Consider the following 25268-nt stretch of genomic DNA (forward strand, 5'->3'; position numbering starts at 1 on the left):
CCTCAATAACTATCATTAATAAATAATAAACAAGTAATAGGTCTAAGTAATAAGTGAACAAGGAACCTTATTATGTTGAATTGGTTAGATAAGTATTTTGAAAATACGATAGCCGTAATACTGCTCGTTATTATGACGGCGGCAATATTCTTACAAGTAGTATCCAGAACATTCGATTATTCAATTGCTTGGACTGAAGAGTTAGCTCGCTATTGTTTCATTTGGTTAGTTTATATCGGCATCAGCTTTGCTGTCGCGAAAAAGAGCCACATAAAAATAGAAGCCATAGCAATGTTAATTGATGAGAAGGAAAAAAAGTACCTAAGCCTATTTTCGGACTTCGTCTTCTTAGCATTCTCTGTTGTTATTTTATTTAAATCAACGCAAATGGTGGCGAACCTATATTACCTAGGTCAAACATCACCAGCACTTGGGTTGCCAATGTGGATCGTTTATCTAGCCGGCCCAGTAGGCTTTGCACTTACATCAATCAGGTTGATTCAACAGATGGTATCCACCACTGATGACATCAAAACAGCGAAATAGGAGGTAATCATGTCAGTATTTATTTTGTTTGCGACTTTCGTACTACTCGTTATTGCCTCTGTGCCCATTGCTATCTCATTGGGTATGGCAACGCTACTCACCATTATTTCAACCGGCACCTTAAGCGTTGATTTTCTTGTGAGTACCTTAATCACCTCTGTCGATTCTTTCCCAATTATGGCAGTACCATTTTTCATCCTAGCGGGTGACATCATGGGCAGCGGTGGTATCTCGCAACGTTTGGTGAACTTTGCTAACTCATTAGTGAAAAACATCACGGGTGGCTTCGCGATTGCTTCAATCATTACATGTATGTTCTTCGCTGCTATCTCGGGCTCTGGCCCAGCTACGGTAGCAGCGGTTGGCGGCATCATGATTCCAGCGATGATCAAGTACGGCTACGACAAGGGCTTTGCAACCGCGGTTGTCACAGCGGCAGGTGCGATTGGTGTCATGATTCCACCAAGCATCCCAATGGTGATGTACGGCGTATCTGCAGGCGTATCAATCGGCGACTTATTCATTGCAGGCATCATCCCAGGCATCTTGGTATCGCTTTGTTTGATGGCTTGGGCATACATCTACTCTAAGAAAAAAGGCTACAAAGGATCAGACGAACCATTTAGCTGGAAAGAGGTGTGGGCTCAATTTAAACACGCTCAACTCGCACTGCTTATCCCAGTAATCATTCTTGGTGGTATCTACGGCGGTATTTTCACCCCAACAGAAGCAAGTGTAGTAGCGGTAGTTTATGGCCTTATTGTGAGCCTATTCGCCTACAAAGAAATTACCTTTAAAGACTTACCAAAAATCTTCACTAAATCGGTAATTACTTCCGTGATTGTGTTGTTGATTGTGGGCACCGCGACTGCCTTTGGTAAGTACTTAGCACTTGAGCAAATTCCAACACAAATTGCTAACGCGATGCTTGAGTTCTCTGATAGCAAGGTGATCTTCATTGTCTTGATGGTAGCACTATTGCTCGTTGTCGGCTGCTTCATGGAGACCGTTGCGGCAATCATTATTCTGACGCCAATCTTGGTTCCAGTGGCCATGCTATTCGGTTTCAACCCAGTACACATCGGCATCATCATGGTGGTGACATTGGCTATCGGGTTTATCACTCCTCCTCTCGGTCTAAACTTATTTGTTGGCTCGAGCGTTTCAGGGGTCTCTGTTGAGAAACTTTCTAAGGCCATTATCCCGTTCTTCCTAGCCATGATGTTCGCGTTAACGCTGATTGTATTTATTCCTCAGATATCTCTGATTCTGATTTAAGTAAGGTATTTATTGTGAAAATTATTGATGTCATTCCACACGCAATCTCAGTTCCACTAGAGACGCCATTTTACTTCGCACAAGGCTGGGTTCATAACCGTAGCTCAATGATCATCGAAATCGTTACTGATGAAGGGGTTGTTGGTTTTGGTGAAGCCTTGTGTCATGGACTGCAAAGCCCACACATCGCTGCTGCATTTGTCGAGCATACCTTTAAGCCACTGCTACTTGGACGTAGCCCATTCGACGTAGAAGTGCTTTGGGAAGAGATGTACAACGTGACTCGCCCATACGGTCAAGGTGGTTCTGCAGTCAACGCAATCAGCGGTGTTGATATTGCGCTGTGGGATGTCATTGGTAAGGCTCTCAATAAACCGATTCACTCTCTCATAGGTGGTGCTTTCCGTAAAGAAGTCACCCCTTATGCAACGGGCTTCTACCGTATTGCAGATGCAAAATATCCAGAAGCCGCGATCGAAGAAGCACATCGCTATGTCGATGGCGGCTTTGAAGCCTTCAAGCTTAAGATTGGATTTGGCGTAGAGGAAGATATCGCCTTCATTCGTTCAATTCGTGAAGCAGTTGGTAATGATGTGAAAATCATGGCTGATGCTAATGGGGCGTACAACGCCGCTGCTGCACGTCGCATTATCAAAGAAACAGAAGAGTTCAACCTGTACTTCTTAGAGGAGCTGTTAGCTCCAGAAGACATTGCTGGCTATCAAGAAATCAAGAACCTTTCTACGACTTATATCGCCGCAGGTGAGCAACTGTTCGGAAAAATGGGCTACCGCCCTTGGCTTGAACAGAGAGCGTTAGACGTGATTCAACCTGATCTATGTTCTTCAGGTGGTATCACAGAATGTAAGAAGATTGCAGCAATGGCACAAGCAAACCACACCATGATGATTCCACACGTTTGGGGTTCTGGTATTGGTATTGCGGCCTCTTTGCAGTTTATTGCTTCACTTCCAAGTTCACCACTCTCACTCAACCCTATCGAGCCAATGCTTGAGTTTGACCAGTCTTCACACCCATTCCGCAAAGATCTCATTTGCGATGGCATCAAGATGGAAAACGGCAAGGTACAAATCTCTACCAAACCGGGCATCGGTGTCGATGTGAATACCGACATCATCAAGCAATACAAAGTTAACTAAAGAGGCAAGGTTAACTAAATAAACAGAGTTAGCTAGATCCGAAACGTTAACGGTTCGACAAAGTAAACCGATAAAAAGTACATCAACTAAACCTAAAACTGCGCGCCTTAGGGCGCGTCTGTGAGCTGTAATTATGAATCAAAAAAACAAAATCAGTTGGCTAATCCTGGATTGGGGAACGACAAACTTTCGTGCCTTTGCCATGGATGAACAAGGACAGGTCGTTGATAAAACAGAACGCAAAATGGGGCTGCTTCAAGTTGAAGATGGTGCCTTTGCAACCGAACTTGAATCATTACTAAGCAAGTGGCTCGGCGAATACCAATACTTACCCATTTACATGGCAGGTATGGTTGGTTCTGCACAGGGCTGGGTCAACGTCCCGTATGTTTCCACTCCAACTAATGTGGAGTCCTTGGCTCAAAACACCCACCAATTCGACCTCCCTTGGGGGGCAACAGCCACCATCATTCCGGGTGTCAGCCATTGTGATGAGCATGGCCACTACGACGTCATGCGTGGTGAAGAGGTTCAGTTGTTTGGACTTCTTGAGTTAGCAAGCAAACCGACGCTTGAAGCAGCCTTTCCAGGTACTCACAGCAAACACGCAAATATTGAAGCGGGTAAGTTAATCTCGTTTTCAACCTACATGACTGGCGAACTTTTTTCTGCACTTTCGACACACACAATCCTAGGGCGTGGCTTACCTAAACAAGTCAGCTCTAACGCTGCTTTTGTAAAAGGGGTAGAGGAAAGCTCGAACTCGTCAATCACTAATCAGCTCTTCAAAGCCAGAACGCATCGTCTATTCGGAAATCTAGAAGAGAGTGAGGTGCTTGATTATTTATCAGGGCTGTTAATCGGCAACGAAGTACGAGAACTGCATCAAGAAAGCATCTACTTGGTGGGCGGAAAAGCCCTATCAGAACGCTATGACCAAGCCTGTCGTCAGCTAAATAAAACAACCGAATACGTGAATGGCGATGACACTTTCATCGCTGGAATGTTAAAAATTAAAGAGGCAATGAACCATGACAAATAAAGACTTTAATCTAAGTGATCACCTACCACTCGTTGCCATTATCCGTGGTGTGGAACCAGCAGACTGTATTCGAGTGACACAGATTTTGATTGAAGAAGGCTTCTCAATGATTGAAGTGCCATTGAACTCACCAGATGCATTGACCAGCATTAAAATGCTAGTCGAACATTTCGGTGATCAATATTTAATTGGCGCGGGTACCGTTACCACCCCAGAAAAAGCACAAGCTGTGATTGATACAGGTGCAAACTTAGTGGTAACGCCGAACTTCAACGAACAGGTCGTGAAAATGTCAGCGGCTGCAGGTTGCGTCAGCTTCCCTGGTGTTGTTACGCCAACAGAGGCGTTCGCTGCACTTGCTGCCGGTGCGACAGGGTTAAAGCTATTCCCAGTTTCAGTGCTTGGCCTTGATGGCTTTAAAGCGTTGAATTCTGTACTTCCTCCCGAAGCAATCTGCTTACCTGTAGGGGGAATCAACCCTACCATCGAGAGCATGAAACCATACTTAGACATCGGTGCGAAAGGTTTTGGTTTAGGGGCGTCACTGTACAAGCCTGGTTTATCTGACGACGAGATTCGTGCTAATGCAAAAGCATTCAATACCGCCTTTAAGGCGTCTGTAGCTTAAGTAAGCTCAGCCAAAATGTAAGCAGAACCACAATACGGCTCATATTTGTCTACGTGATTTGTTATCAAGTCATACAGAACAATATGAGTCGTATTCCTTTTACTAAAACATTAGCTCGCCGCTTGTTCCCAATCAGTTAATAACTTCATGATTACGCGAGAGTCTTGGTGGGTTGCCATTGGCGCAGCAAGTTGTGTGTCAACTTGCTCAACCGCTTGGCGGATATTGCGCACTTGATAATGGAAGCCATCACCTTGCGCTTCGACTTTCACTTCACGTGTCGACGTCTCGTAGATCTCTACCGTAAACGTGTTTTCTGCAGTCGGTAACCATGGGTTAGTATCTAACATAATGCAGCCTTTGCTACCTAGGATCGTAAAGCCATGCTTTAAGCCGTGGTCTTCAGCAGTGTGGATTTGCGCGGTAAAGCGGTCATTGAAATGCATCATCGCCGACGATTCGCAGATATTGCCATCTGGGCCTCGTCGACCGATTGCTGAGATCTGCACATCATCAAACACACTCTCACCAAATTGCTGCTGCGCGACAGAGTGAATCAGCGACATTGGGTAGCAGCCAAGGTTGTATAGCGCGCCTTTACTTGCAGGATTCACAAACTGATCAATCGCCGCAACGTAGGAACCTTGAATTGAGCGCACTTCGCCGATCTCACTAGTTGCCAGTTCTTGATGAAGCTTGGAGATAAGTGGATGGTTTAAATACATCAGACCTTCTGCAAAGAATACACCCGCATCTTTCACCGCTTGCAAGGCTTGTTCTGTTTTTTCCATATCAACCGACAGAGACTTCTCACACAAGATCGCTTTGCCTTTTTGAGCCGCTTTAATCACATACTCATGATGGACATGGTTTGGTAGAGCAATGTAGATAATGTCGACCGACTCATCTTCAATCAAGGCGTCATAGCTGTTGAAGGTTCGTGTTGGTTGGTATTGGTCAGCAAACTCGTTAAGTGTTTTTTCAGTACGACCAGCAACGGCATACAGCTCGCTTTGAGCATCGCCTTTGATCGCATCCGCCATGACGCCTGAGATAAAGCTGGTTCCTAGGATTCCCCATTTCATGTCTTAGATCTCCTGCTCTTGTGCTTTGATAGGTCCACGTTGCGTTTCGAATGCTTGAACCAACTCGGTAATGCCACGCTCAATAAACGCTTTGGTATGAGGCATCACAAAGTGCTGATTGATCGCCTCGCGGTTTGCGTATTGCTCAAGCAAGATCACACGATCGCTTTGGCTTTGATCATAGGTTGCAATCGCTTGTAGGCAGCCCGGTTCGCTTTGCATGTCTAAACAAAACTGTTCGATGGCTTCAATCACAGCAGCTCGCTCTATGTTGGTTTTCATCTTAAGTTCGGCAGTAACAAAGACGATTTCATTCGTTTGAGGCATTTCACGCTCTTATTTTAGTTAATTATCGGTTTGCCATTAATATAATTAACCCCTAATAATTGATAAACTCACCTTTTGTTTATTGTTTATCAACCAAGAGTGTTTAATGGATAAGTTAACCAGCATGAAAGTCTTCGTCTACGTAGTAGAACAGGGCAGCTTTCGTAGCGCCGCAAACCACTTCAACCTGTCGGCGACCATGATCAGTAAGCATGTCCATTCCTTAGAAACCAGTTTGAACTCTGAGCTGATCCACCGCACCACGCGTAAGCAGTCTTTAACCGATTCAGGGCAGCTTTACTATCGAGAATGTAAGCGGATTCTTGAAGACATCAGCAATGCTGAAAACCTCATTCAAACCTTAGAAAAGCAGCCACAAGGCACGGTAAAAATAAACTGTCCAGTCACCTATGGGAACAAAGTGCTTGCCCCGATTGTGGCGAAGTTCCTCGCAAATCACCCAACAATCAACGTCGAACTCATGCTGAACAACGACCTTGTTGATCCCTACTCTTCCGATATTGATTTGATTGTGCGAATTGGTGACCTGTCTGACTCCAGTTTAGTCGCCAGATACTTAGGCGATTACGAGATGTGTTACTGCGCAGCTCCTGAGTACCTCAACCAACATGCAGAGATTCGTGTATTAGAAGATCTCGCACAACACCCATCGCTTGGATTCAGTTATAGCAGTCGTCGTGATGTGAATAGCCGTGATACCCAAAACAGTGACTCGCAACTCCTAGCCCCTAAGAACCACCAAGCAACGCATAACACGGGGAATAAAGGGCAGGTGCGTTTGATGTCTAACAATGGGGATGTGTTGCGATATGCCGCCCTACAAGGCGTGGGCGTGTTGTTGCAGCCGACTATCTTAGTCTCAGAAGAGATTGAGCGTGGTGCTCTGTTGGAAATTTTAGCTGGCATGGCACCATTACCAAAGCCGATTCACCTACTCTACAAAACCAAGCAGCTGTCGTTGAAGAACAGAACCTTTGTCGAGTTCTTGCTAGCCGAGCTTTCTAAATAACTAGGGTGATCTGAGTAACTAAGGTGGTCTGCGTTACTAATGGCTTTAAAACAACGATGAAGGTTAATGCCCTTGCCAATGGCTCACCAAGCGTTTACCAAGATCAGAAGGTGTAGTGTAATGGACGATCATCTCATCACATTGGTTGAACACCATGAAGTGTTTAAGCTCATCGCATAAAGCGTGAACCAATGACTCATGGTTTCTAATTCGCTCTTCAACAACCAAGTTGCGAATATTGAGTAAACGGGTCTTCCTGTCGACCTTACAATCCATTCGCGCCACCAGCTTACCTTGCCACAGAATCGGCAAACTAAAGTAACCAAACTGGCGCTTGGCTTCTGGAACATAGCACTCAAGAAGATAATCAAAGTTGAACAATGATTGCATTCGCTTACGTTGAATCAGCAGATTATCAAATGGCGAGAGTATCTTAAGCTTAGTCCTGGAAAGAGGCTGATTCAACAGTTCAAAAGCATCCGGCAGCACATAATAATCAGAGCCTTGAACACTCACTTTCATCACTCGTTTGTCTTCAAGCATCTGCTGGAGTGTTTTCTGAATCAGAGGTTTGGTGTTCTTGAGGAGATAGCTCATCTCCGATGCTATTCCCATACCATTGGCTTCTAAATAACGCGTGATCAGATGCTCAATGTACTCTTGTTCCGTTGGTTCAGAGGTATCAATGCCGCTCGGCAAAACTCGCTCGGTTAAGTCATACACCTTATGAAAGTTTACTCGGCTCGGCACCATTAAGTCACCTTGCATAAACAAGGTCTCTAGCGCCTGTTTGGCCGGTTTACCGCCCCACCCACCGGGGTTTGGTCTATCCCCTTCAAAGTCTTTCGCCATTAATGGCCCTTCGCTCTCAATACGTTTGAGAACATGTGCCATCAGTGCGTCGTCTTTTTTATACCAATGCTTAAGCTTACCGCTCGTAAATCCATTCTTTCGATGCAAGCTGAAACGATAATCTCGCATGGGTAAATACGCGGCGGCGTGCGACCAATACTCAAACACTTCACGACGCTCTAACAACTTATCAAGGTGATTCAGTTGGTAGTCTTGATTGCGATTCCACAACGTATGGTGGTGGGCTCGCTGAATCACGGAAATGGTATCAATTTGCACATAGCCAAGGTTTTCAAGCGCAGACAGCGTGTTCGCCAAAGCGCCCCCATTACATTGCTTTTTAGGTGGCAGCTTTTGCGAAAGCAGTACAATTTTTTGTGCTTGAGCGAGTGACAATGATTCCATGAAATTCAGACTCTAATTGATACCAATGATCGGCTTATGATTCAGCAATAAGCTCTTGAAGGATCTGCTTGTACGTTTCGACCGTCTGCGCACCAGTGACTGCACTCTTGCGGTTAAATACCACAGTAGGTACCGCAGAGATGCCCATGCGTTGCCATTCAAATTCTTGCGCTTCAATTTGCTTTAAGTTGTCTGTGTTATTTAGGCGTTTCAGTGCCTTGGTTGAATCTAGCCCAACCGCTTCAAGTTCTTGCGCGATGACCTCAAGATCAGACAGATCTTTCTGCTCTGAAAAATGAGCCGTAAAGAAGCGTAGCTTTAATTCAGTCTGTTTACCGTGCGCCAGTGCGAAATCGAGAAGCACATGCAGGTGACGGGAATTAACCATTCTCATGCTGTCATAGAAATTGAAATCGAACCCGACAGCTTGGCCACGAGCAGCCAGTTGCTCACGCGAATTTTGGCTCTCTTCTGCACTAGAACCGTATTTTCTCATGATATGGTCACGCAGGTTTTCACCCTCTTGCGGCATATCAGGGTTGAGCTCAAACGGCCGCCATTCAAGTTCAATCTGTTGTTCTAAGCCAAGTTCCGTAATGGCTTGCTCTAAGTTTTTGTAGCCGACCACGCACCAAGGGCACATTACGTCAGAAATAATATCGAGTTGAAGTTTCTTGCTCATCGTCATTCCAAATATAGTTGATAAGGCATGTCTACAGTAAAAGCAGGCATCCAATTTATCTTCAGACTACAACAACCTGAACAATCGTTCAAATTCAACTAATACCAATCACAGCACCTGTAGCCAACAAAAAAGCCAACTCATATTACCGAGTTGGCTTTGACCAAAATCTGTTCGAGCTAAAGCGCATTATGCTAGCAGCTTCTCTAGCACTTGGAACACACCCGCATCAACGTTACTTGGCGCACCAAAACGTGCGATCTCTTTCAGCTTAGGATGTGCGTTTTCCATTGCATAAGAGTAGTAGCTCTCTTTAAGCATTTCCAAGTCATTCAGGTAGTCACCAAAGCTCATGGTCTGCTCGTAAGTGAAACCTAATGTGTTTTGCAGATGCTTGAGCGCCGCACCTTTTGACGCTTCAGCGTTCATCACATCCAACCAAATTTTTGCGCTCACAACCACTTGGTAATTTTCGCCAAACTTAGCGTCGATGCTTGGGTTTACTTTCTCTTGCGAGCCGTCAAAGTGGCAAATAGCAACTTTGATAAATTCGTCTTCAACCGCCAACAGGTCTTCTACTTGCTCACGGCGATGGTAGTACTTAGAGATTTCTTCTAGAGCACGCTCGTCTTTGGTTTCGATGTATGCCGACTTCTTACCACACAACACAACATGGGCACCTTCGATAGCACGCGCTTCTTTGATGATGTCTTTAATGGCATCTGTATCTAGCAAACAGCTGTAGAGCTCTTGGCCTTTATGCATCACTAATGTGCCGTTTTCAGCAACAAACATCATGCGATCTTTTAGCGGAGAAAATGTCTCCATCAGGCTGTAATACTGACGACCCGATGCCGCAGCAAAAATGATGTCTTGAGCCTCTAGTCGCTCGTAAAGATTGAAAAATTCAGCGTCTAACTTTCCGTGTTCATTAAGCAGAGTGCCGTCCATATCAGCGGCGATAAATTTGATGTTCTGTTGTGGCATTTCAGATACTTACCTTAAAATTGTAATGAGTCCACAATGTCGTGGGCAAGTCGTTGATTATATCTCAATCTAACCTAATTGCTCCCCTCTAACACGATTAAATAACTAACATAAAAATCAATAAAAAGTGAAAAAACTGGGACTCATCATTAACTTATTGTTCCCTTTATAAATACGCCATACTTTTGTGATATTACTCCCATAAAAACACCACTGGCAGTGTTATTTTGCACAACTTTGCAACGAGTTGTTCACCTACATATTGCTTATTTATAATTTATGGTTGTTGATTAATGTTTTTTAGCTTCGAAATATTCCTTAAAGCCCTAATCACAACGAGCCTGATATTAGTCGTCTTCATTGTTGACCCACTTGGAATCAGAAACTCTGCCGAAGACCACTATGAAGATCATATTCTAAGATTATGGTCTCCATTCTTTAGTGAAACAGTTTCTGAAGACATTGTAGTTGTATTAATTGATGACCAATATATAGAAGAAACTAACACTTACCCGGTTAGCTACCGAAATCTTGCCCGGCTACTTAAAACTATCTCACGTTACGAACCACAATCCATGTTCTACGATATTCTTCAACATCATGAGCATTCCGATAATCTAAAGCGTTGGTTGCGCATGCTGGATAACCAGAAGTTCCCCATTTTCATGGCCAGCAACACCAATTATGACACTGAACAAAGACTTAATGATCCGGAATCACTAAGACACAAAATATCAAATGTCGCACAACTGGCAGCAGTATCTTGGAGTGGTGAAGGACGATACTACCCGTTGTCTGTCCCATGGAATGATAAGACAATGAACACCGTTGCGGCTGCGATGTATCAAGACTGGTGCGCACGAGACAAACAGTGCGATACCACATCCATCGGCAATATGGATGACGCGGTCATTGTCCAATGGAGCAACAAACACGCTAGTAACCAGGAGTCATTTTTTCCACTTGGGTTTGACTGTGGAGAACACACCAGCCAGTTTCAACAGTTAAAAGAGTTACTTGTCGTAAGCCTTACTCAAGGCATACAAGACCAAAATGATGTCGATGCCACGCTCAGAAAACGCTGTCCGCCCTTTCTTACTATTGCAGCTTCCAAGCTCAGTGCTCCTGGTGCAGCTGGTTCACCTGAACTAAAACAAGCCATTAAGGGGAAAATGGTACTCGTTGGTTACCATGTTACTGGTGGTGTCGATCTAGTTGTTTCACCCGTTCACGGCACGCTTCCTGGGGTCTACTTTCATGCTATGGCACTCGATAACCTAGTCACACTTAAAGATGACTACTGGCGTTCCCCTGACGACACTGGGTTATTTAACCTAAGTATTGCAGATATGGTTGAGATTTCAGTGCAAACCATCGTTCTATTTTTAGTCATTTGGTTTCGCTTTAACTTTCTAGAACAACAAGAAAGTCTGCAATTCAATGAAAGACAAAAACTTTGGGGCGCTTTCGTTCCGATGATAATCATCATTGCTGTCATCGCCATTTCAGTTGCCATATCTCACTTTGTACTTAACGTCGGTGCACCTAATTGGTATGGATTGGTTCTGATCATTTTTATCGACTTGCCGGTGTTTTTCTTCTTCATATTTGAAGCTTTCAGGCCAAAACTCGAAATATATCGAGAGAAAGCCTGTGTATTCGCAAAAACAGCCAAGCATAAATTAAGAAAAATACAATAAACACATAATATTCAGTAAATAAGGAACATTTATGAAACTATTATCAACGCTAGTTCTAGGCTTATCATTAGGTTTTTCGACATCAGCAGCCATGGCGCAAGACCACGTCAAGATTATTGGCTTTTTAGTCGATAATGTTTGGGTGTGTGACAAGAATAATGAATGCGCAGACGTATCAACGAATACTTTACCTGACCCAACCCAAAGTGGGCTCATTGTTGAAAACTATGACCGCAAAGAACAGATGGTAATGGTCAAAATTGATGGCCAAGAAAAATGGTTTGACCAAATCGAAGTGCAGCTCAATAAAACTGCGGTGGCCAGTGTCGTATGTAGCACACAAGTCATTAGTGCCAAAAGTGACAGTGGTACTTACGCAACCCTTGGTTTAGGTGAGGGGTGTAACTAATGAAGAAACTATTTTGGCTAGCTGCGCCTTTATTAATATCAGGATGTGCCGTCGACAGCCTCAATAATCTTGTAGGCAGCAAATATGAATCTTTCGATGGTAAATATATCGACCAACACCTTGGTGAAACAAATTCTCCTAAGAAAAACACCGAGGCGAGCGCTGAGTTTGCGAATATAGTCAACACGCGCGCCGCTGCCGATAAAGACCTGATCGCAAACCCATACGTTAATAAATACCTAGAAGGTATCTTAGCTAAAATTCTTAAGCAGTGGGGCCAACCTGTCGATAACGACATTGCCATTATGGTCTCATCTGACCGCAGCTACTCTGCTTATGCAACACCTAGTACCATCGTCATCACTCAAGGCGTATTAGCCGATGCGGAATCTGAAGATGAGGTAGCGTTCATTATTGCACATGAGCTTTCCCATATTTTACTTAAGCATAACGACACCAATGAATACTTTGCTAAGCAAAGCGCTTTAGTCAGTAAAACGGCAAACATAGCAATGAGTACCGCACTCATCACTGATATGAAAACGGAAAAGACAAACAATGGTTACAAAATAACTAACCAAAATAAAAGCTCGACCAAAAATCTAATTAAAGACTCCTACCGTGCGGGTTTAACCATTAACCGCTTAAGTCGAGACGTTATTAGCTCTTCAATGAGCCGTAATGCTGAAGATGAAGCAGATCTACTCGGCATGGATCTCTTAGTAAAAGCGGGGTACAGCCCAAGAGCCTTCTCACCAGTACTTGAACGACTAGACAGTAGTCAGAAGTTTACAACAGCTCAGCTCAAGGAAAAAAAACAAGACTTTCAAAGCTTTGTTAGCCTAGCGAGTGATGCGGGTAAGCACTTATCCAGTGAAAACAAATGGAGTAACTTAGGCTATTTAGCTGCAAATGAAGCTGGCACTCAACTTTTGCAGAGTTTTTCTGCCAGACATGCCTCTCCAATAGATCGCAAGAAAGACCTATCAGCTTACGTTAAACGTGAATATAGAAAAGAGCGTAAAAGATACGTGTCATCGACTGAATTCGAGAGGGTGGTAAAAAATGGTAAAGGCAAGCAGATCCAACAGAACTATTGGTATGCATCCGAGGCTTTTAAAGCCTTAGAGTTTGGAGATATAAAAACTGCAGAAACGCTCGCAAGAAGAGCAGTATCTGGTCCAACTAAAAATCATGCTTACCCGCGTTTAGCTTTCTATGGAGTACGAAAAGCACAAAACTTAGACTCGAAAGCACTGCAGAATCTAGCCCTGATCAAGAACTGGGACTACGCCTCAATTCAAACTTTCACGTTAGCTGCACAATCTTATCGCGAACAAAAAAAGCCAACCAACTCGCTCAAACTTCTCGCAAAAGGTGAACAAGTTATCGGAACCCAAGTTCCGTTCTTCCCCGAGTACATTGCAGCACACAAAGCATTAGGAAATGACACCCAAGTAGCGGAGCTTCTTACACAATGTAAGGGATTAAGTGAAAGTAATATCGTTGCTCAATGCCATAACAGTGCCGGAGTTGCGATTCCACAAAGCGCAGAATCAAGTAGCAGCCTAATGGATTCTTTTAATTCTTTAACCTCGTTGGTAGAACTTTAGTCACAATAGGCACCAGTAAAAGATTTCATTATTGGTGCCTTCATTTGCTAAGGGGTCACGCCTGCCAACTTCAACCAAACTTCACGGTAGTCTTGCCTATTAGCCTCGCTTCCCTGAAACTCACTTCGAACAATCAGCCCCTCCAGAAAGACCATCATCATTTCAGGTCGCACGTCATGAGGTTTCTTTTCCGGAAGCAACGACACAATAAGTTCTTTCAACCATGATTTGTGCTGTTGTGAAAGCATCGCAATGTCATCTTCCGACTCTTTAAATTCGGCGAGTGCGTGCATGAACATGCAACCTTTGAAGTCAGGCTGTTCAAACCAAGCAAAGTGCCAATCTAACAGCGCATCGAGTTGATTTTGTATCCCAGAAGTTGATGATAGCGCCGCTTCTAAACTCGACTCGAAACGCTGATGACGCCTTTCTAACACGGCTTCAATTAACTTGGTCTTCGATCCAAAATGGCGATACATGGATGTTTTGGAAACCGCCGCTTCGTCTCGGATCATATCCACCCCAACTGCGGTATAGCCAAACTGATTAAACAACGACTCTGCTACATCCAAAATCAAATCTTTTTTACTCATCGTTCATCAACCTCAAATCGCTCTGAAATCGTAGAGCTCAATTTCTCGTTGCAAGAAGTGTACAGATCTGTATTATCCAAATCAAACAGTACAGATCTGTACACTTTCAATAAAAACAGAAAACGAAGAGGAAACGATTATGATCAGCAAACTATCTGGTGGTGGAGCCCTTCCTCCGAAAGCAAGCATTAGCCAGCTTATTAAAGGTTTTATTGGCGGTACGCTAGGCATCTTAACCTTGTGCCTATTAGCAGAAAGTTCTGGGTTCCCGTGGTTAATGGCTCCATTTGGTGCGACGTGCGTACTGCTGTTTGCGGTGCCTACATCGCCGTTAGCTCAACCTAGAAACGTCATTGCGGGACACTTTATTTCGGCTGCTGTGGGCTTAATCGCGTTATATGGCTTTGGGGATTCTTATTTGACCATGGCAATCGCTGTCGGCTCATCCATCATGCTAATGCAATACTGTCGAGCGGTTCACCCACCCGCTGGCGCTAATCCGATTGTGATAGCCTTGGCAGGTACCGCACATGTGGATTGGACGTTCTTATTCACTCCCGTATTAGTAGGCAGCATCGCTTTGGTTGGTATCAGTGCGCTATTGAATAACAGCGATTCACAACAAAAATGGCCGTTATACTGGTTTGGTTCATCCAAGTCTTAGTCCGTTGGATTTCAATGGTAAGTTTGGATTTTGACATCCAATTAAAAGCAAATTGCAAGATCACATTGACCCTTACATAAAATGGGCTTACTATTAATCGTCTTTTAACGATTATGGAAAGCGAAACATCAATATGAACGAAACTTGCTCTACAACTGGTGGCTGTGCTCTACCAATCGGACATGGTGATGCCGAAGCTGAAAAGCAAATGGCAGCTCTAGCGAAAGCGCTCGCTCACCCGGCAAGAATACGTATATTGAGTATCCTTTCAACGTTAGAAAAATCGGGCGGCTGTTTGAACAGTGACTTGGTGAGTGAATTAGGTTTGGCTCAGTCAACGGTATCTGAGCACTTACGAATCTTGAAGAACTCAGGCTTTATCACTGCCGAATCGATACCACCGAAGATGTGCTATCGCATTAACCGAGATAATATTCTGCAATTTGAATCGCTTATCGACACCATTTTAAAATAGATTAACCACGCTTAGTTTGTCGAACACAATAAACTAAGCGTATTTTTTGCCTTTAAATATCGCTTTTCGACGATTAACGATATCAACCAAAGAGATAATATCATGAAACCAAAATTAGGTTTTCTCGATCGCTACTTAACGCTGTGGATCTTCATCGCCATGGGCATTGGTGTACTGCTTGGCACCTTGTTCCCACAAATCGAACAGTGGAACGAATCGATGTCTGTTGGCACAACCAACATTCCACTTGCGATTGGCCTTATCTTAATGATGTATCCACCTTTGGCTAAGGTTAACTACAACCTATTAGGCACTGTGGTCAAAGATAAGAAAGCCATCAAGCTCTCTTTGATCATGAACTGGTTTGTTGGCCCAATCCTCATGTTTGTACTGGCACTGACTTTCTTAGGTGATCACCCAGGTTACATGGTGGGTGTTATTCTGATTGGTCTTGCTCGTTGTGTGGCAATGGTTCTGGTTTGGAACGACATCGGCGGCGGTAACAAAGAGTACGGCGCGGCATTGGTTGCTCTAAACAGTGCATTCCAAGTGGTGAGCTACAGCTTTATGGCGTGGCTATTCATCAGCGTTCTTCCACCAGTATTTGGTTACGAAGGCATGATGGTTGATATCTCGATGATCGATATTGCACACAGTGTTCTTATCTACCTAGGTATCCCATTCCTAGCGGGCTTCTTAAGCCGTAAGATCCTAGTGTCGATGAAAGGCGAGCAGTGGTACAACGACGTGTTTATTCCACGCATCTCACCAATCACACTGATTGCTCTACTGGCAACTATCGTTCTAATGTTCAGCCTAAAAGGCGAGATGATTGTTGAACTGCCAATGGACGTATTGTTGATTGCTGTCCCACTGACTATCTACTTCACAGCGATGTTCTTCATCAGCTTCTTCATCGGTAAGAAGATGGGCATTGAGTACGACAAGAATGCATCAATTGCATTCACAGCGACGGGTAACAACTTCGAGCTAGCGATTGCCGTAGCAATCTCTGTATTCGGTATCAACTCAGACCAAGCGTTTGCCGGTGTTATTGGGCCACTGATTGAAGTACCTGTGCTGATTTACCTAGTGAACGTTGCACTTAAGATGAAAGACAAGTACTACAACGGTCTAACAGTGAAATCTGCGAACTAGAAAATCGCGTATCGCTTTAAACAGAAAGGCTCACAAATTACTTTGTGAGCCTTTTCTTTATTCAGTTTCTTCCAATTTAAGTCTCATCCAGCTTATGTTTCGTCCAATAGGCCTTTCAATGCTTGTTCAAGCCAAAGCAATGCAGGCCCTTTCGAGCGTGTTTTAGACAAAACAAGATCAACGGGCGGCGACCATGTTTTGTGATCGAATGAGACATTAATCTCCACTAAACGTTGCTTATCCAACTCATCTTCGACAAGGTGTTTGGGTAAATATGCCCAACCAATGTCACTGCCGAGCACCACCTCTTTGATGACAATAAAGCTGTTCGACCACCATACCTTGCCGGCAATCAGCGGAAACTGATCCATCACCTTACCTTTGTCTCCCCTCAACATTAACTGACGATGCGGGAGTAAATCAGAAAGTTTCACAACACCTGTTTTTGCGAGCGTATGACTTGGATGACACACAGCAATAAACGGCAAGTGGCCGATAAAACAAGGCTCAGAGCCGACGTCAAAAGCCAAGTTGGTAAACATCAATCCAATGTCGGCTCTCTCTTCGATAATCAACGGGTTGACCTCAGTTGTGGTACAAGCAACCAGTTCAACTTCAGTAGCAGGGAATTGTTTACTAAATTGACTAAGGATCTTAGATAGGTTCGGGACCAACAATGAATCATCTAATGCAATTTTGATGAGACCCTCTTCACCGCTCCCCATCGCATTAACCGTCACATTCAGATCTTCAACCTGAAGTACAATCGCTTTCACCTGTTTAAATAACTGCTCGCCCGCCTTGGTTAGTGAAGGCTTTCGAGTCGAGCGATCAAAAAGCTCAACATTAAAATCAATTTCAAGATTACTGATGCCTTGACTCACCGCCGACTGCACCTTCCCTAAATGACGAGCACTGGCAGAAAATGACCCTAATTCAACGGCATACACAAACATTTTCAGCTGTTCAATGTTGTACATTTGGCTTCTCCACAAACCAACCATCACCATATGTGATGCTAACTATCTTTATATTATCACTTAAATAGATATTATCTAGCCAAGTCATTAGCCCATCGGCGGCTATTTAATCGTAAAGAGAGTTAGAAAATGTCACATAAAGAACGCATGTTACACATGGTGCTATTTGAATTGGTTGCTTTGGTTTTGATGGCAGGGCTTGCAACCTATATTACAGGAAACGGCGCAGGTGAAATGGCAGGCTTAGCGCTCGCAATATCTTTGATAGCAATGGCTTGGAACTACATTTACAACTATGGCTACGACAAAGTATTCGGAGCTGACCGCAGTAAACGAACCAAGAAAACACGTGTTGTGCACGGATTGGGTTTTGAACTTGGCTTAATGACAGTGACTCTACCTGTCTTGATGTGGGTTCTACAACTCGACTTCCTAACCGTACTGATCATGGACATCGGCCTAGTGATTTTCTTCGTACTTTACGCGATTGCATTCAACTGGGCGTATGACTCGATTCGAGATCAATTGGTAGCGAAAGGAAAAGTTGCAGCTCTGGTTTAGAACTGTAATTTCGTACCTTGTAACAAGAACAAACACCCAAATTAAACTGCCAAACTACACCGTAGCTGGCAGTTTATTCATTTATGCATATAAGCTCATTTGTTAACGCCCTTCTAACATAGCAAGAACATCACATAGCCCTTCGTAATTAAGTCTAATAATCCACCACTCACGAAGTAGCATCACAAATCCAAACATAAACTCCTCGTACCAGTTGCGCATCCGTTTACATATAGGTAGTTTGAGCGGCTTCGCAACCTATCAATTCGAGTAATGACGTTCATGCGAGCATCTTTTCCGAGCAAAAGTGTTCGGATTAACATTTCAAGTGACTTTAATTAACAATTTTATGCTCAAACGCTCATTTTTGTTGTTCGTTTATTTTCGAGTTCGCAAATATATGCACAATACACGTGCTAGATAAGCAAAACTAAAAAGGACTCGAACATGACAACAAATAAACACCCTTCTTTATTTGGGCAATGCTTGGCTGAATTTATCGGTACAGGATTACTCATATTTTTTGGCGTTGGCTGCGTGGCCGCACTGGTATTAACAGGTGCGACATTCGGACAATGGGAAATCAGCATCATCTGGGGCTTCGGTGTTGCGATTGCAATTTACTGTACTGCCGGCGTGTCAGGCGCACATATAAACCCTGCAGTAACCATTGCATTAGCTATGTTCCACGGCTTTGATAAAGCGAAAGTGCTGCCTTACATCATTTCTCAGCTACTTGGTGCATTCTGCTCGGCAGCTCTAGTTTACAGCCTATACAGCAACCTATTCACTGACTACGAAATCGCACATAACTTCGTTCGTAGCAGCCAAGACGCACTATCAACCGCTGGTATCTTCTCGACTTACCCACATGCTTCACTCTCTTTCTTCGGCGCTTTTGCTGTGGAATTCGTGATTACCGCTGTGTTGATGTTTGCCATTTTGGCGCTAGGTGATGAGAACAATGGCGCATCTCGCGGCGCGATGAACCCACTGCTGATCGGTATTCTTATTGCGGTAATTGGTGGTTCTTTAGGTCCACTAACTGGCTTCGCAATGAACCCTGCTCGTGACTTTGGACCAAAACTTTTCGCTTACTTTGCAGGTTGGGATTTCGCATTGAGCGGTGCTCGTGATATTCCTTACTTCATCGTTCCAATTCTTGCTCCAATTGCTGGTGCGTGTTTTGGCGGTTGGTTGTACCCACGTGTTATCGGTGCTTACCTACCAGTAGAAGGCCAAGGCTGCACAATTCCAAACCAATGTGAAACAGCAGAAGAAGCTGAACAAGCTCAAGCTTAATCCCTAAGCGACCCTACATTTACTAAAATATAAATAACAAAAGAAAAAGGATTCTTACCATGACCGAGCAAAAATACATTGTTGCCCTAGACCAAGGCACCACAAGCTCTCGCGCTGTAATCCTCGACCACGATGCAAACATCGTAAGCTCTTCTCAACGAGAATTTACTCAAATCTACCCGAAAGCGGGCTGGGTTGAGCATGATCCAATGGAAATCTGGGCGACTCAAAGCTCTACATTGGTTGAAGCACTTGCTAAAGCAGGCATTCGCAGCGACGAGTTAGCGGGGATTGGTATCACTAACCAACGTGAAACCACCATTGTTTGGAACAAAGAAACAGGCAAACCGGTTTACAACGCAATTGTATGGCAGTGTCGCCGTACAGCAGACATCTGTGAAGACCTAAAAGCACGTGGCCTAGAAGACTACGTACGTGACAATACTGGCTTAGTCCTTGACCCGTATTTCTCAGGTACAAAAGTAAAATGGATTCTAGACAACGTTGAAGGCGCTCGCGAAGACGCTGAAGCAGGCAAATTACTATTCGGTACCGTTGATACTTGGTTAGTTTGGAAGATGACTCAAGGACGTGTACACGTTACGGATTACACTAACGCGTCTCGTACTATGTTATTTAACATCAACGACCTATGCTGGGATCAAAAGCTACTTGATGAGATGGGTATCCCTTCATCAATGATGCCAGAAGTGAAGCGTTCTTCTGAGGTTTACGGTCAAACGAACCTTGGTGGTAAAGGCGGTACTCGTATCCCAATCGCGGGTATTGCGGGTGACCAACAAGCTGCACTATACGGTCAAATGTGTGTAGAAGCAGGACAAGCGAAGAACACGTACGGCACGGGTTGTTTCCTTCTGATGAACACAGGCCAAGAGAAAGTAACGTCGAAAAACGGCCTACTAACAACACTAGCATGTGGTCCTAAAGGTGAACCTGCATACGCACTGGAAGGTGCGGTATTCATGGGCGGTGCATCAATCCAATGGCTACGTGATGAGATGAAGCTACTGGCTGGCGCAGAAGACTCTGAGTACTTCGCAACTAAAGTGGATTCTTCGAACGGCGTTTACGTGGTTCCTGCATTCACTGGCCTAGGCGCACCCTACTGGGATGCTTACGCTCGCGGTACGATTGTCGGCCTAACTCGTGGTGTTAACTCTAACCACATCATCCGTGCAACGCTGGAAGGTATTGCTTACCAAACTCGTGACGTACTAGACGCGATGCAAGCTGACTCAGGCATCAAGCTAGCGAAACTACGTGTTGATGGCGGTGCAGTAGCGAATAACTTCCTAATGCAATTTCAATCAGACGTGCTTGACACTGAAGTTCACCGCCCTGAAGTAACGGAAGTAACCGCTCTTGGTGCCGCTTACCTTGCTGGCCTAGCGGTTGGTTTCTGGGACAGCATTGATGAGCTTCAAGACAAAGCCGTTCTTAACCGCACCTTCATGCCACACCACGACGAAGAGAAGCGTAACCGCCGTTACAAAGGCTGGAAGCGTGCTATCAAGTGTGCGCAGGTTTGGTCTGAACTGCACGATGACGACGAAGAGTAATCTAAGCGTGAGTTAACAGAGGAGTTCGAATAGTCACTCTCTTGTCGATTGGATTGTTCGAACCTCAGTAAACGAAACTAAAAAGAGCACTATTTTGTGCTCTTTTTTGCGTTTCAGGCTCAAGTTTTACGTTACGAGCACCGTTTTTGCGGTTTAGACACGATTCCTTATCATCATTACTTCTCTCTTTTCATCAATTCGAGCACAATAGCGTGAGTTTATATTTTCGATTTTGACGCGCCAGAGCCTTTGGCGTGCAGGGAGTGGTAAGTTAAGTGAAGCAGATACCAAGACACCAGCAGATTGTAGACCTGGTTAAAACACAAGGATATGTAAGTACCGAAGAGCTCGTTGAAAAGTTCGATGTCAGCCCACAAACCATCAGACGAGACCTAAACGAACTGGCCGATAGCAACAAAATTCGTCGCTATCATGGTGGTGCAACCATTCCTTTAAGCTCGGAAAACACCTCTTATAACACGCGTAAAGCGCTTAATTTCAACGAAAAAGACGTGATCGCCGACGAACTGGTTAAGCATATCCCAGACGGTGCAACTCTATTCGTTGATATTGGTACCACGCCAGAATCGGTCGCACGCGCGCTCAATAAAAATCACAAACAATTACGAGTTGTCACCAACAACATTAACGTTGCCAGCATTCTTCTGCCTAACCCTGAGATAAAGGTTATCTTGGCCGGTGGCGAAGTGAGAAACCGTGATGGCGGTATCGTAGGTGAAGCAACACTGGATTTCGTGAAGCAGTTCCGCCTTGATTTTGGCATCTTAGGCATCAGTGGCATCGACTTTGATGGCTCACTGCTCGATTTTGATTATCACGAAGTTCGCGTGAAACAAGCCATCATCGAGAACAGCCGCAGTATCTTCTTAGCTGTCGACCACACTAAGTTTGGCCGTAATGCAATGGTTAAGCTGGGTAATATCTCTCAGGCGCACATGGTGTTTACTAATAAGCAGCCGCCGGAAGAGATTCTGAACATCCTTAAGGATTCAGACATTCCGTTAGAAGTTATCGATACAACTCGCCCTGTGAGCGAATAACTCACCCAGTGCTCGATGAGGCCACTTTCTTAAATGAATCACGATTCTTTATAGAAAAGTTAAAAAGTAAAACTTGCTCACGACCACTGTCGATTCTATGCTCGAATTAGACTTATTTGAACCTCTGCTTTCATAAGCAGAGGTTTTTTTATGCGCAAATCACATAAAACGCGCATAAACGAAAATAATAAATGACCGCAAACGAAAGTTCATATAGGATTCAATTATGTTCTAAAATGCTCGTTCGCTCAGAAAGAGGTCAAAACCATGAGTGCTCAACAAAATAATTCAAACAATAGTACATCTTCCACTTTAGACTTGATCGTGATTGGCGGCGGCATCAACGGTGCAGGCATCGCGGCAGATGCATCAGGTCGTGGTCTAAACGTTGGCTTATACGAAGCAAATGACTTCGCATCTGCGACGTCTTCAGCCAGCTCAAAGCTTATCCACGGTGGCCTACGCTACCTTGAACATTACGAATTTCGTTTGGTTTCGGAAGCACTCGCTGAACGTGAAGTCTTGTTAAGAAAAGCACCTCATGTTGCTCAACCAATGCGCTTCCGTTTGCCTCATCGACCATTTTTACGCCCAGCTTGGATGATTCGCTGTGGCCTATTCCTTTACGATAACTTGGGTAAGCGCACCACTCTTCCGGGAAGTAAGACAGTCAACCTAGCGAAATCAGGCCTACTGAAACCAGAAATGAAGACAGGCTTCGAATACTCAGATTGCTGGGTTGATGATGCGCGTATGGTATTGCTCAACGTGTTGGCAGCAAAAGAGAACAACGCAGAAGTTCGTAACTACTGCCGAGTTGAAAAAGCGCACCGTGAAGGCGGCATCTGGCATGTGACGATCCTTGATGTGATGACAAACCAACGTTTTGAACGTAAAGCGAAAGCGCTGGTTAACGCGGCTGGCCCTTGGGTTAAGCAGTTCTTTGATGATGGATTAGAGCAGGCTTCACCGCGTAATATTCGTCTGATCAAAGGCTCACACATTGTTGTGCCACGCATTCACGACGAACCACAAGCGTACATTCTGCAAAACAAAGACAATCGTATTGTGTTCATGATCCCTTACCTAGATAAGTTCTCGATCATCGGCACCACCGACCTTGAATACAAAGGCGACCCTCGTAACGTCGCAATTGATGATGTTGAAGTGGATTACTTGATTGATATCGTTAACCAGCACTTTGTTAAACAGCTTGGCCGTGAAGACGTAGTTTGGACATACAGTGGCGTAAGACCGCTTTGTGACGACGAATCTGATTCACCGCAAGCGATCACTCGTGACTACACGCTCGAATTGGACGCAGAGCTTGATCAAGCACCACTGCTTTCGATCTTCGGTGGCAAGTTAACCACTTATCGTAAGCTCGGCGAAGCGGCGCTTAAGAAGCTTGAGCCACACCTAACCAACATGGGTGCACCATGGACAGCGAACGACACGCTTCCAGGCGGTAACTTTAGTTGCAGCAGAGAGCAGCTTGCGAAGATGATCCACACAAAATACCCTTGGGCATCTGAAGCGCTATTGCTTCGCTACGTGACTCAATTTGGTACTTACACATGGAAGCTATTGGAAGGTGCAAATAGCGAAGCTGACCTTGGCATCCAGTTCTCAAGCGAAGCGCATGGCGTTTATCAAGTTGAAATCGATTACTTGATCAATGAAGAGATGGCAATGACTGACGAAGACATCTTGTGGCGCAGAACCAAACTTGGCTTGTACATGAGTGAATCAGAGCAACAAGCGGTGACGGATTACTTGAAACAGAAACTACAAAGTAAAGTGGTAAGCTTTTCTCAAGTAGGCTAACCCCACCAGCTAGACATGCTTCAAGAACATGATGAACAACGAAGCTTAGTGTCCCCCGCGCTAAGCTTTTTTATATCCAAAGAAGCCCAAGCTTATGGGTACAGAAGAAAATGGGTAAGCCAAAACGAAAAAAACTCCCGAAGGAGTTTTTAGTATCTAAATCTGCAATTCGCCATTTAGCTAATCAGCCAAATTGCCAACTGACTAAGCCGTTAAGCGAGCGTGCAGTGCGTCTTTAAGTACAGAACGATCATGTTTCAGTTGGTGCATCGAGCCGTCATCAATGGGTGAATCTTTCAGCTCTAGTTTACGAATCTCTTTATCAAGGTTGTCGTATGTCTTCATATCTTCTGCAAAGCCATCGTCAGTTTTAGCAAGCTCAGCAATTTTGTCTTTCATTTCAGGAAATTCGTGAACAAGAGAGTGATTTTCACCTAGCATAGAAACCTCTTAAGTTGAGTAAAGTGATTGGTATTAAGCATTCATTATTTACCTTAGCAAGGGACTCAAATAACAAATGAGATCCAGTACACAGCCTAGAATTTAGACAACTCAAATTAACAAATTTACAACCTCCCCCCACAAAAGCTATGGTATTGGATTGAGGTTTTTCTCAATAACAAAATCTACCACTGACGATATACCATATCACCAAGTTGTTTTTAGCCTTTGAATAAAACAAAACCTCACTTGATCGTGAGGCCTTAGACAGGTCGTTGTTATAAACGATAGCTAACAAATATTGCTACATAAATTGGGGTTAGCTATTACAACCACCCGAATGTACTCGATTCATATCATCACCAACCTGTGATTCAGACCCCGTAGACTGGCATCCTGCCACGAATAATAGCGTTACAGATAAGATAAGCCATTTCATAATAAACCCTCTTTTGATCATGACTAAAGCATAGTGCTTAAAAGCGCAGATACCTCAGCCATTAACTAAAGCCTTACCTGCCAATAAAGCCTTGGTTAATGAACAAAGTGTCGCATCATTAATTAACGACCTGCTTTTGTACAAAAAACTTTCACTCCCAAGAATAAAAATTGCACAAAAGTGAAAGAGGACAGGCATGGAACTAAGAATAAGAGCTAGATGCTAATCACTCGTCGCCCAACGACCTTGATGCTGCAGCTTTTCTATCTCATCGAAATTCACACTGTACATACAAATCTTTGCTGAATTGAGCCCTCCGAGAGTGGCTTTAACGCCTTCGTTAATGGATTTGTAGTAACTCATCGTCGACTCCCAACTCATGCCGCCTAGCAAACCGATCGTTTTCATTTTTCTATCTCTTTAATTTCTGACGATCCCGATTA

General features: G+C 44.2%; 25 protein-coding genes and 1 pseudogene. 17 read left to right on the forward strand and 9 right to left on the reverse strand.

What is annotated here, in order from left to right; translation table 11 throughout:
* Positions 1-72: 72 nt before the first annotated feature.
* The 5 genes from FTW16_RS10820 (at position 73) to FTW16_RS10840 (ending at position 4654) form a co-directional block, all read left to right on the forward strand.
* Entirely contained in the window at positions 73-546 is a 474-nt protein-coding gene (locus tag FTW16_RS10820) for a TRAP transporter small permease (RefSeq protein WP_017089486.1), read from the forward strand.
* A gap of 9 nt (positions 547-555) precedes the next feature.
* A complete protein-coding gene (locus FTW16_RS10825; protein ID WP_146491050.1) occupies positions 556-1824 on the forward strand; it encodes a TRAP transporter large permease in 1269 nt (422 codons plus the stop codon).
* Positions 1825-1838: 14 nt separating this feature from the next.
* Positions 1839-2984: a mandelate racemase/muconate lactonizing enzyme family protein gene (locus FTW16_RS10830; RefSeq protein WP_146491051.1), complete on the forward strand. Its 1146-nt coding sequence runs from the start codon at positions 1839-1841 to the stop codon at positions 2982-2984.
* Between the two features lie 133 nt (positions 2985-3117).
* Positions 3118-4026 carry a 2-dehydro-3-deoxygalactonokinase gene (locus FTW16_RS10835; RefSeq protein WP_146491052.1) on the forward strand — a complete coding sequence of 303 codons (909 nt, stop codon included), beginning with the start codon at positions 3118-3120 and terminating at the stop codon, positions 4024-4026.
* Complete coding sequence (locus tag FTW16_RS10840; RefSeq protein WP_102438748.1) at positions 4016-4654, forward strand: 2-dehydro-3-deoxy-6-phosphogalactonate aldolase; 639 nt, start codon at positions 4016-4018, stop codon at positions 4652-4654. Before FTW16_RS10835 ends, FTW16_RS10840 begins: the two co-directional genes overlap by 11 nt.
* Before the next feature lie 110 nt (positions 4655-4764).
* On the opposite strand, the gene FTW16_RS10845 is transcribed toward FTW16_RS10840, so the two are convergent.
* A complete protein-coding gene (locus tag FTW16_RS10845; RefSeq protein ID WP_146491053.1) occupies positions 4765-5739 on the reverse strand; it encodes a Gfo/Idh/MocA family protein in 975 nt (324 codons plus the stop codon).
* Between the two features lie 3 nt (positions 5740-5742).
* The gene (locus tag FTW16_RS10850; RefSeq protein WP_146491054.1) at positions 5743-6066 is read right to left on the reverse strand and encodes a putative quinol monooxygenase; all 324 of its coding nucleotides are present in this window, start codon (positions 6064-6066) and stop codon (positions 5743-5745) included.
* Positions 6067-6172: 106 nt separating this feature from the next.
* Here FTW16_RS10850 and FTW16_RS10855 point away from each other — a divergent pair, with 106 nt between their 5' ends.
* Complete coding sequence (locus FTW16_RS10855; protein WP_146491055.1) at positions 6173-7096, forward strand: LysR substrate-binding domain-containing protein; 924 nt, start codon at positions 6173-6175, stop codon at positions 7094-7096.
* 63 nt (positions 7097-7159) lie between these two features.
* On the opposite strand, the gene FTW16_RS10860 is transcribed toward FTW16_RS10855, so the two are convergent.
* From FTW16_RS10860 to FTW16_RS10870, 3 genes are all read right to left on the reverse strand, one after another.
* Positions 7160-8353, reverse strand: coding sequence for a winged helix-turn-helix domain-containing protein (locus tag FTW16_RS10860; protein WP_146491056.1), 1194 nt, complete (start codon positions 8351-8353; stop codon positions 7160-7162).
* 34 nt (positions 8354-8387) lie between these two features.
* The gene (locus tag FTW16_RS10865) at positions 8388-9035 is read right to left on the reverse strand and encodes a DsbA family oxidoreductase (protein WP_146491057.1); all 648 of its coding nucleotides are present in this window, start codon (positions 9033-9035) and stop codon (positions 8388-8390) included.
* 189 nt (positions 9036-9224) lie between these two features.
* Complete coding sequence (locus tag FTW16_RS10870; RefSeq protein WP_146491058.1) at positions 9225-10022, reverse strand: Cof-type HAD-IIB family hydrolase; 798 nt, start codon at positions 10020-10022, stop codon at positions 9225-9227.
* Positions 10023-10315: 293 nt separating this feature from the next.
* On the opposite strand from FTW16_RS10870, the gene FTW16_RS10875 reads away from it, so the two are divergent.
* Genes FTW16_RS10875 through FTW16_RS10885 form a run of 3 tightly spaced genes read left to right on the forward strand, consistent with a single transcriptional unit; the run spans position 10316 to position 13744 of the window.
* Positions 10316-11722, forward strand: a complete 1407-nt coding sequence (locus FTW16_RS10875) for a CHASE2 domain-containing protein (protein WP_146491059.1) — start codon at positions 10316-10318, stop codon at positions 11720-11722.
* Between the two features lie 31 nt (positions 11723-11753).
* On the forward strand, positions 11754-12131 hold the full coding sequence (locus tag FTW16_RS10880; protein ID WP_146491060.1) for a hypothetical protein: 378 nt from the start codon (positions 11754-11756) through the stop codon (positions 12129-12131).
* A complete protein-coding gene (locus tag FTW16_RS10885) occupies positions 12131-13744 on the forward strand; it encodes a M48 family metallopeptidase (RefSeq protein WP_146491061.1) in 1614 nt (537 codons plus the stop codon). Before FTW16_RS10880 ends, FTW16_RS10885 begins: the two co-directional genes overlap by 1 nt.
* 47 nt (positions 13745-13791) lie before the next feature.
* Here FTW16_RS10885 and FTW16_RS10890 read toward each other — a convergent pair whose 3' ends face one another.
* Positions 13792-14337, reverse strand: coding sequence for a TetR/AcrR family transcriptional regulator (locus FTW16_RS10890; protein ID WP_146491062.1), 546 nt, complete (start codon positions 14335-14337; stop codon positions 13792-13794).
* 139 nt (positions 14338-14476) lie between these two features.
* Here FTW16_RS10890 and FTW16_RS10895 point away from each other — a divergent pair, with 139 nt between their 5' ends.
* The 3 genes from FTW16_RS10895 to arsB all read left to right on the forward strand — a co-directional run bounded on the left by FTW16_RS10895 (position 14477) and on the right by arsB (position 16634).
* The gene (locus FTW16_RS10895; RefSeq protein ID WP_146491063.1) at positions 14477-15001 is read left to right on the forward strand and encodes an HPP family protein; all 525 of its coding nucleotides are present in this window, start codon (positions 14477-14479) and stop codon (positions 14999-15001) included.
* A 133-nt stretch (positions 15002-15134) separates the two neighbouring features.
* A complete protein-coding gene (locus FTW16_RS10900) occupies positions 15135-15476 on the forward strand; it encodes an ArsR/SmtB family transcription factor (protein ID WP_146491064.1) in 342 nt (113 codons plus the stop codon).
* Between the two features lie 102 nt (positions 15477-15578).
* Positions 15579-16634: an ACR3 family arsenite efflux transporter gene (arsB, locus tag FTW16_RS10905; protein ID WP_146491065.1), complete on the forward strand. Its 1056-nt coding sequence runs from the start codon at positions 15579-15581 to the stop codon at positions 16632-16634.
* A 92-nt stretch (positions 16635-16726) separates the two neighbouring features.
* Here the strand turns inward: arsB and FTW16_RS10910 are convergent, their stop codons facing one another.
* Positions 16727-17614, reverse strand: a complete 888-nt coding sequence (locus FTW16_RS10910; protein ID WP_146491066.1) for a LysR family transcriptional regulator — start codon at positions 17612-17614, stop codon at positions 16727-16729.
* A 129-nt stretch (positions 17615-17743) separates the two neighbouring features.
* Between FTW16_RS10910 and FTW16_RS10915 the strand changes: the two genes are divergently transcribed.
* The 5 genes from FTW16_RS10915 to glpD all read left to right on the forward strand — a co-directional run bounded on the left by FTW16_RS10915 (position 17744) and on the right by glpD (position 23945).
* Positions 17744-18175, forward strand: coding sequence for a PACE efflux transporter (locus FTW16_RS10915; protein WP_146491067.1), 432 nt, complete (start codon positions 17744-17746; stop codon positions 18173-18175).
* Between the two features lie 447 nt (positions 18176-18622).
* A complete protein-coding gene (locus tag FTW16_RS10920; RefSeq protein WP_146491068.1) occupies positions 18623-19477 on the forward strand; it encodes an MIP/aquaporin family protein in 855 nt (284 codons plus the stop codon).
* A gap of 59 nt (positions 19478-19536) precedes the next feature.
* A complete protein-coding gene (gene glpK / locus FTW16_RS10925) occupies positions 19537-21057 on the forward strand; it encodes a glycerol kinase GlpK (RefSeq protein ID WP_102478795.1) in 1521 nt (506 codons plus the stop codon).
* Between the two features lie 275 nt (positions 21058-21332).
* Entirely contained in the window at positions 21333-22118 is a 786-nt protein-coding gene (locus FTW16_RS10930; protein WP_146491069.1) for a DeoR/GlpR family transcriptional regulator, read from the forward strand.
* Between the two features lie 267 nt (positions 22119-22385).
* Complete coding sequence (gene glpD / locus FTW16_RS10935) at positions 22386-23945, forward strand: glycerol-3-phosphate dehydrogenase (RefSeq protein ID WP_146491070.1); 1560 nt, start codon at positions 22386-22388, stop codon at positions 23943-23945.
* A 204-nt stretch (positions 23946-24149) separates the two neighbouring features.
* Here glpD and FTW16_RS10940 read toward each other — a convergent pair whose 3' ends face one another.
* On the reverse strand, positions 24150-24386 hold the full coding sequence (locus tag FTW16_RS10940; RefSeq protein WP_146491071.1) for a YdcH family protein: 237 nt from the start codon (positions 24384-24386) through the stop codon (positions 24150-24152).
* 673 nt (positions 24387-25059) lie between these two features.
* A pseudogene (locus FTW16_RS10945) lies at positions 25060-25233 on the reverse strand (aspartate/glutamate racemase family protein); the annotation flags it as partial.
* Positions 25234-25268 lie beyond the last annotated feature (35 nt).

The sequence above is a fragment of the Vibrio sp. T20 genome, assembly GCF_007858795.1.
Classification (GTDB): domain Bacteria; phylum Pseudomonadota; class Gammaproteobacteria; order Enterobacterales; family Vibrionaceae; genus Vibrio; species Vibrio satsumensis.

Bases quoted from the DNA above. Each gene is read 5' to 3' on its own strand.
- FTW16_RS10820 (WP_017089486.1), top strand. From the start codon at position 73: ATGTTGAATTGGTTAGATAAGTATTTTGAAAATACGATAGCCGTAATA.
- FTW16_RS10825 (WP_146491050.1), top strand. From the start codon at position 556: ATGTCAGTATTTATTTTGTTTGCGACTTTCGTACTACTCGTTATTGCC.
- FTW16_RS10835 (WP_146491052.1), top strand. From the start codon at position 3,118: ATGAATCAAAAAAACAAAATCAGTTGGCTAATCCTGGATTGGGGAACG.
- FTW16_RS10840 (WP_102438748.1), top strand. From the start codon at position 4,016: ATGACAAATAAAGACTTTAATCTAAGTGATCACCTACCACTCGTTGCC.
- FTW16_RS10845 (WP_146491053.1), bottom strand. From the start codon at position 5,739: ATGAAATGGGGAATCCTAGGAACCAGCTTTATCTCAGGCGTCATGGCG.
- FTW16_RS10850 (WP_146491054.1), bottom strand. From the start codon at position 6,066: ATGCCTCAAACGAATGAAATCGTCTTTGTTACTGCCGAACTTAAGATG.
- FTW16_RS10855 (WP_146491055.1), top strand. From the start codon at position 6,173: ATGGATAAGTTAACCAGCATGAAAGTCTTCGTCTACGTAGTAGAACAG.
- FTW16_RS10860 (WP_146491056.1), bottom strand. From the start codon at position 8,353: ATGGAATCATTGTCACTCGCTCAAGCACAAAAAATTGTACTGCTTTCG.
- FTW16_RS10865 (WP_146491057.1), bottom strand. From the start codon at position 9,035: ATGAGCAAGAAACTTCAACTCGATATTATTTCTGACGTAATGTGCCCT.
- FTW16_RS10870 (WP_146491058.1), bottom strand. From the start codon at position 10,022: ATGCCACAACAGAACATCAAATTTATCGCCGCTGATATGGACGGCACT.
- FTW16_RS10875 (WP_146491059.1), top strand. From the start codon at position 10,316: ATGTTTTTTAGCTTCGAAATATTCCTTAAAGCCCTAATCACAACGAGC.
- FTW16_RS10880 (WP_146491060.1), top strand. From the start codon at position 11,754: ATGAAACTATTATCAACGCTAGTTCTAGGCTTATCATTAGGTTTTTCG.
- FTW16_RS10885 (WP_146491061.1), top strand. From the start codon at position 12,131: ATGAAGAAACTATTTTGGCTAGCTGCGCCTTTATTAATATCAGGATGT.
- FTW16_RS10890 (WP_146491062.1), bottom strand. From the start codon at position 14,337: ATGAGTAAAAAAGATTTGATTTTGGATGTAGCAGAGTCGTTGTTTAAT.
- FTW16_RS10895 (WP_146491063.1), top strand. From the start codon at position 14,477: ATGATCAGCAAACTATCTGGTGGTGGAGCCCTTCCTCCGAAAGCAAGC.
- FTW16_RS10900 (WP_146491064.1), top strand. From the start codon at position 15,135: ATGAACGAAACTTGCTCTACAACTGGTGGCTGTGCTCTACCAATCGGA.
- arsB (WP_146491065.1), top strand. From the start codon at position 15,579: ATGAAACCAAAATTAGGTTTTCTCGATCGCTACTTAACGCTGTGGATC.
- FTW16_RS10910 (WP_146491066.1), bottom strand. From the start codon at position 17,614: ATGTACAACATTGAACAGCTGAAAATGTTTGTGTATGCCGTTGAATTA.
- FTW16_RS10915 (WP_146491067.1), top strand. From the start codon at position 17,744: ATGTCACATAAAGAACGCATGTTACACATGGTGCTATTTGAATTGGTT.
- FTW16_RS10920 (WP_146491068.1), top strand. From the start codon at position 18,623: ATGACAACAAATAAACACCCTTCTTTATTTGGGCAATGCTTGGCTGAA.
- glpK (WP_102478795.1), top strand. From the start codon at position 19,537: ATGACCGAGCAAAAATACATTGTTGCCCTAGACCAAGGCACCACAAGC.
- glpD (WP_146491070.1), top strand. From the start codon at position 22,386: ATGAGTGCTCAACAAAATAATTCAAACAATAGTACATCTTCCACTTTA.
- FTW16_RS10940 (WP_146491071.1), bottom strand. From the start codon at position 24,386: ATGCTAGGTGAAAATCACTCTCTTGTTCACGAATTTCCTGAAATGAAA.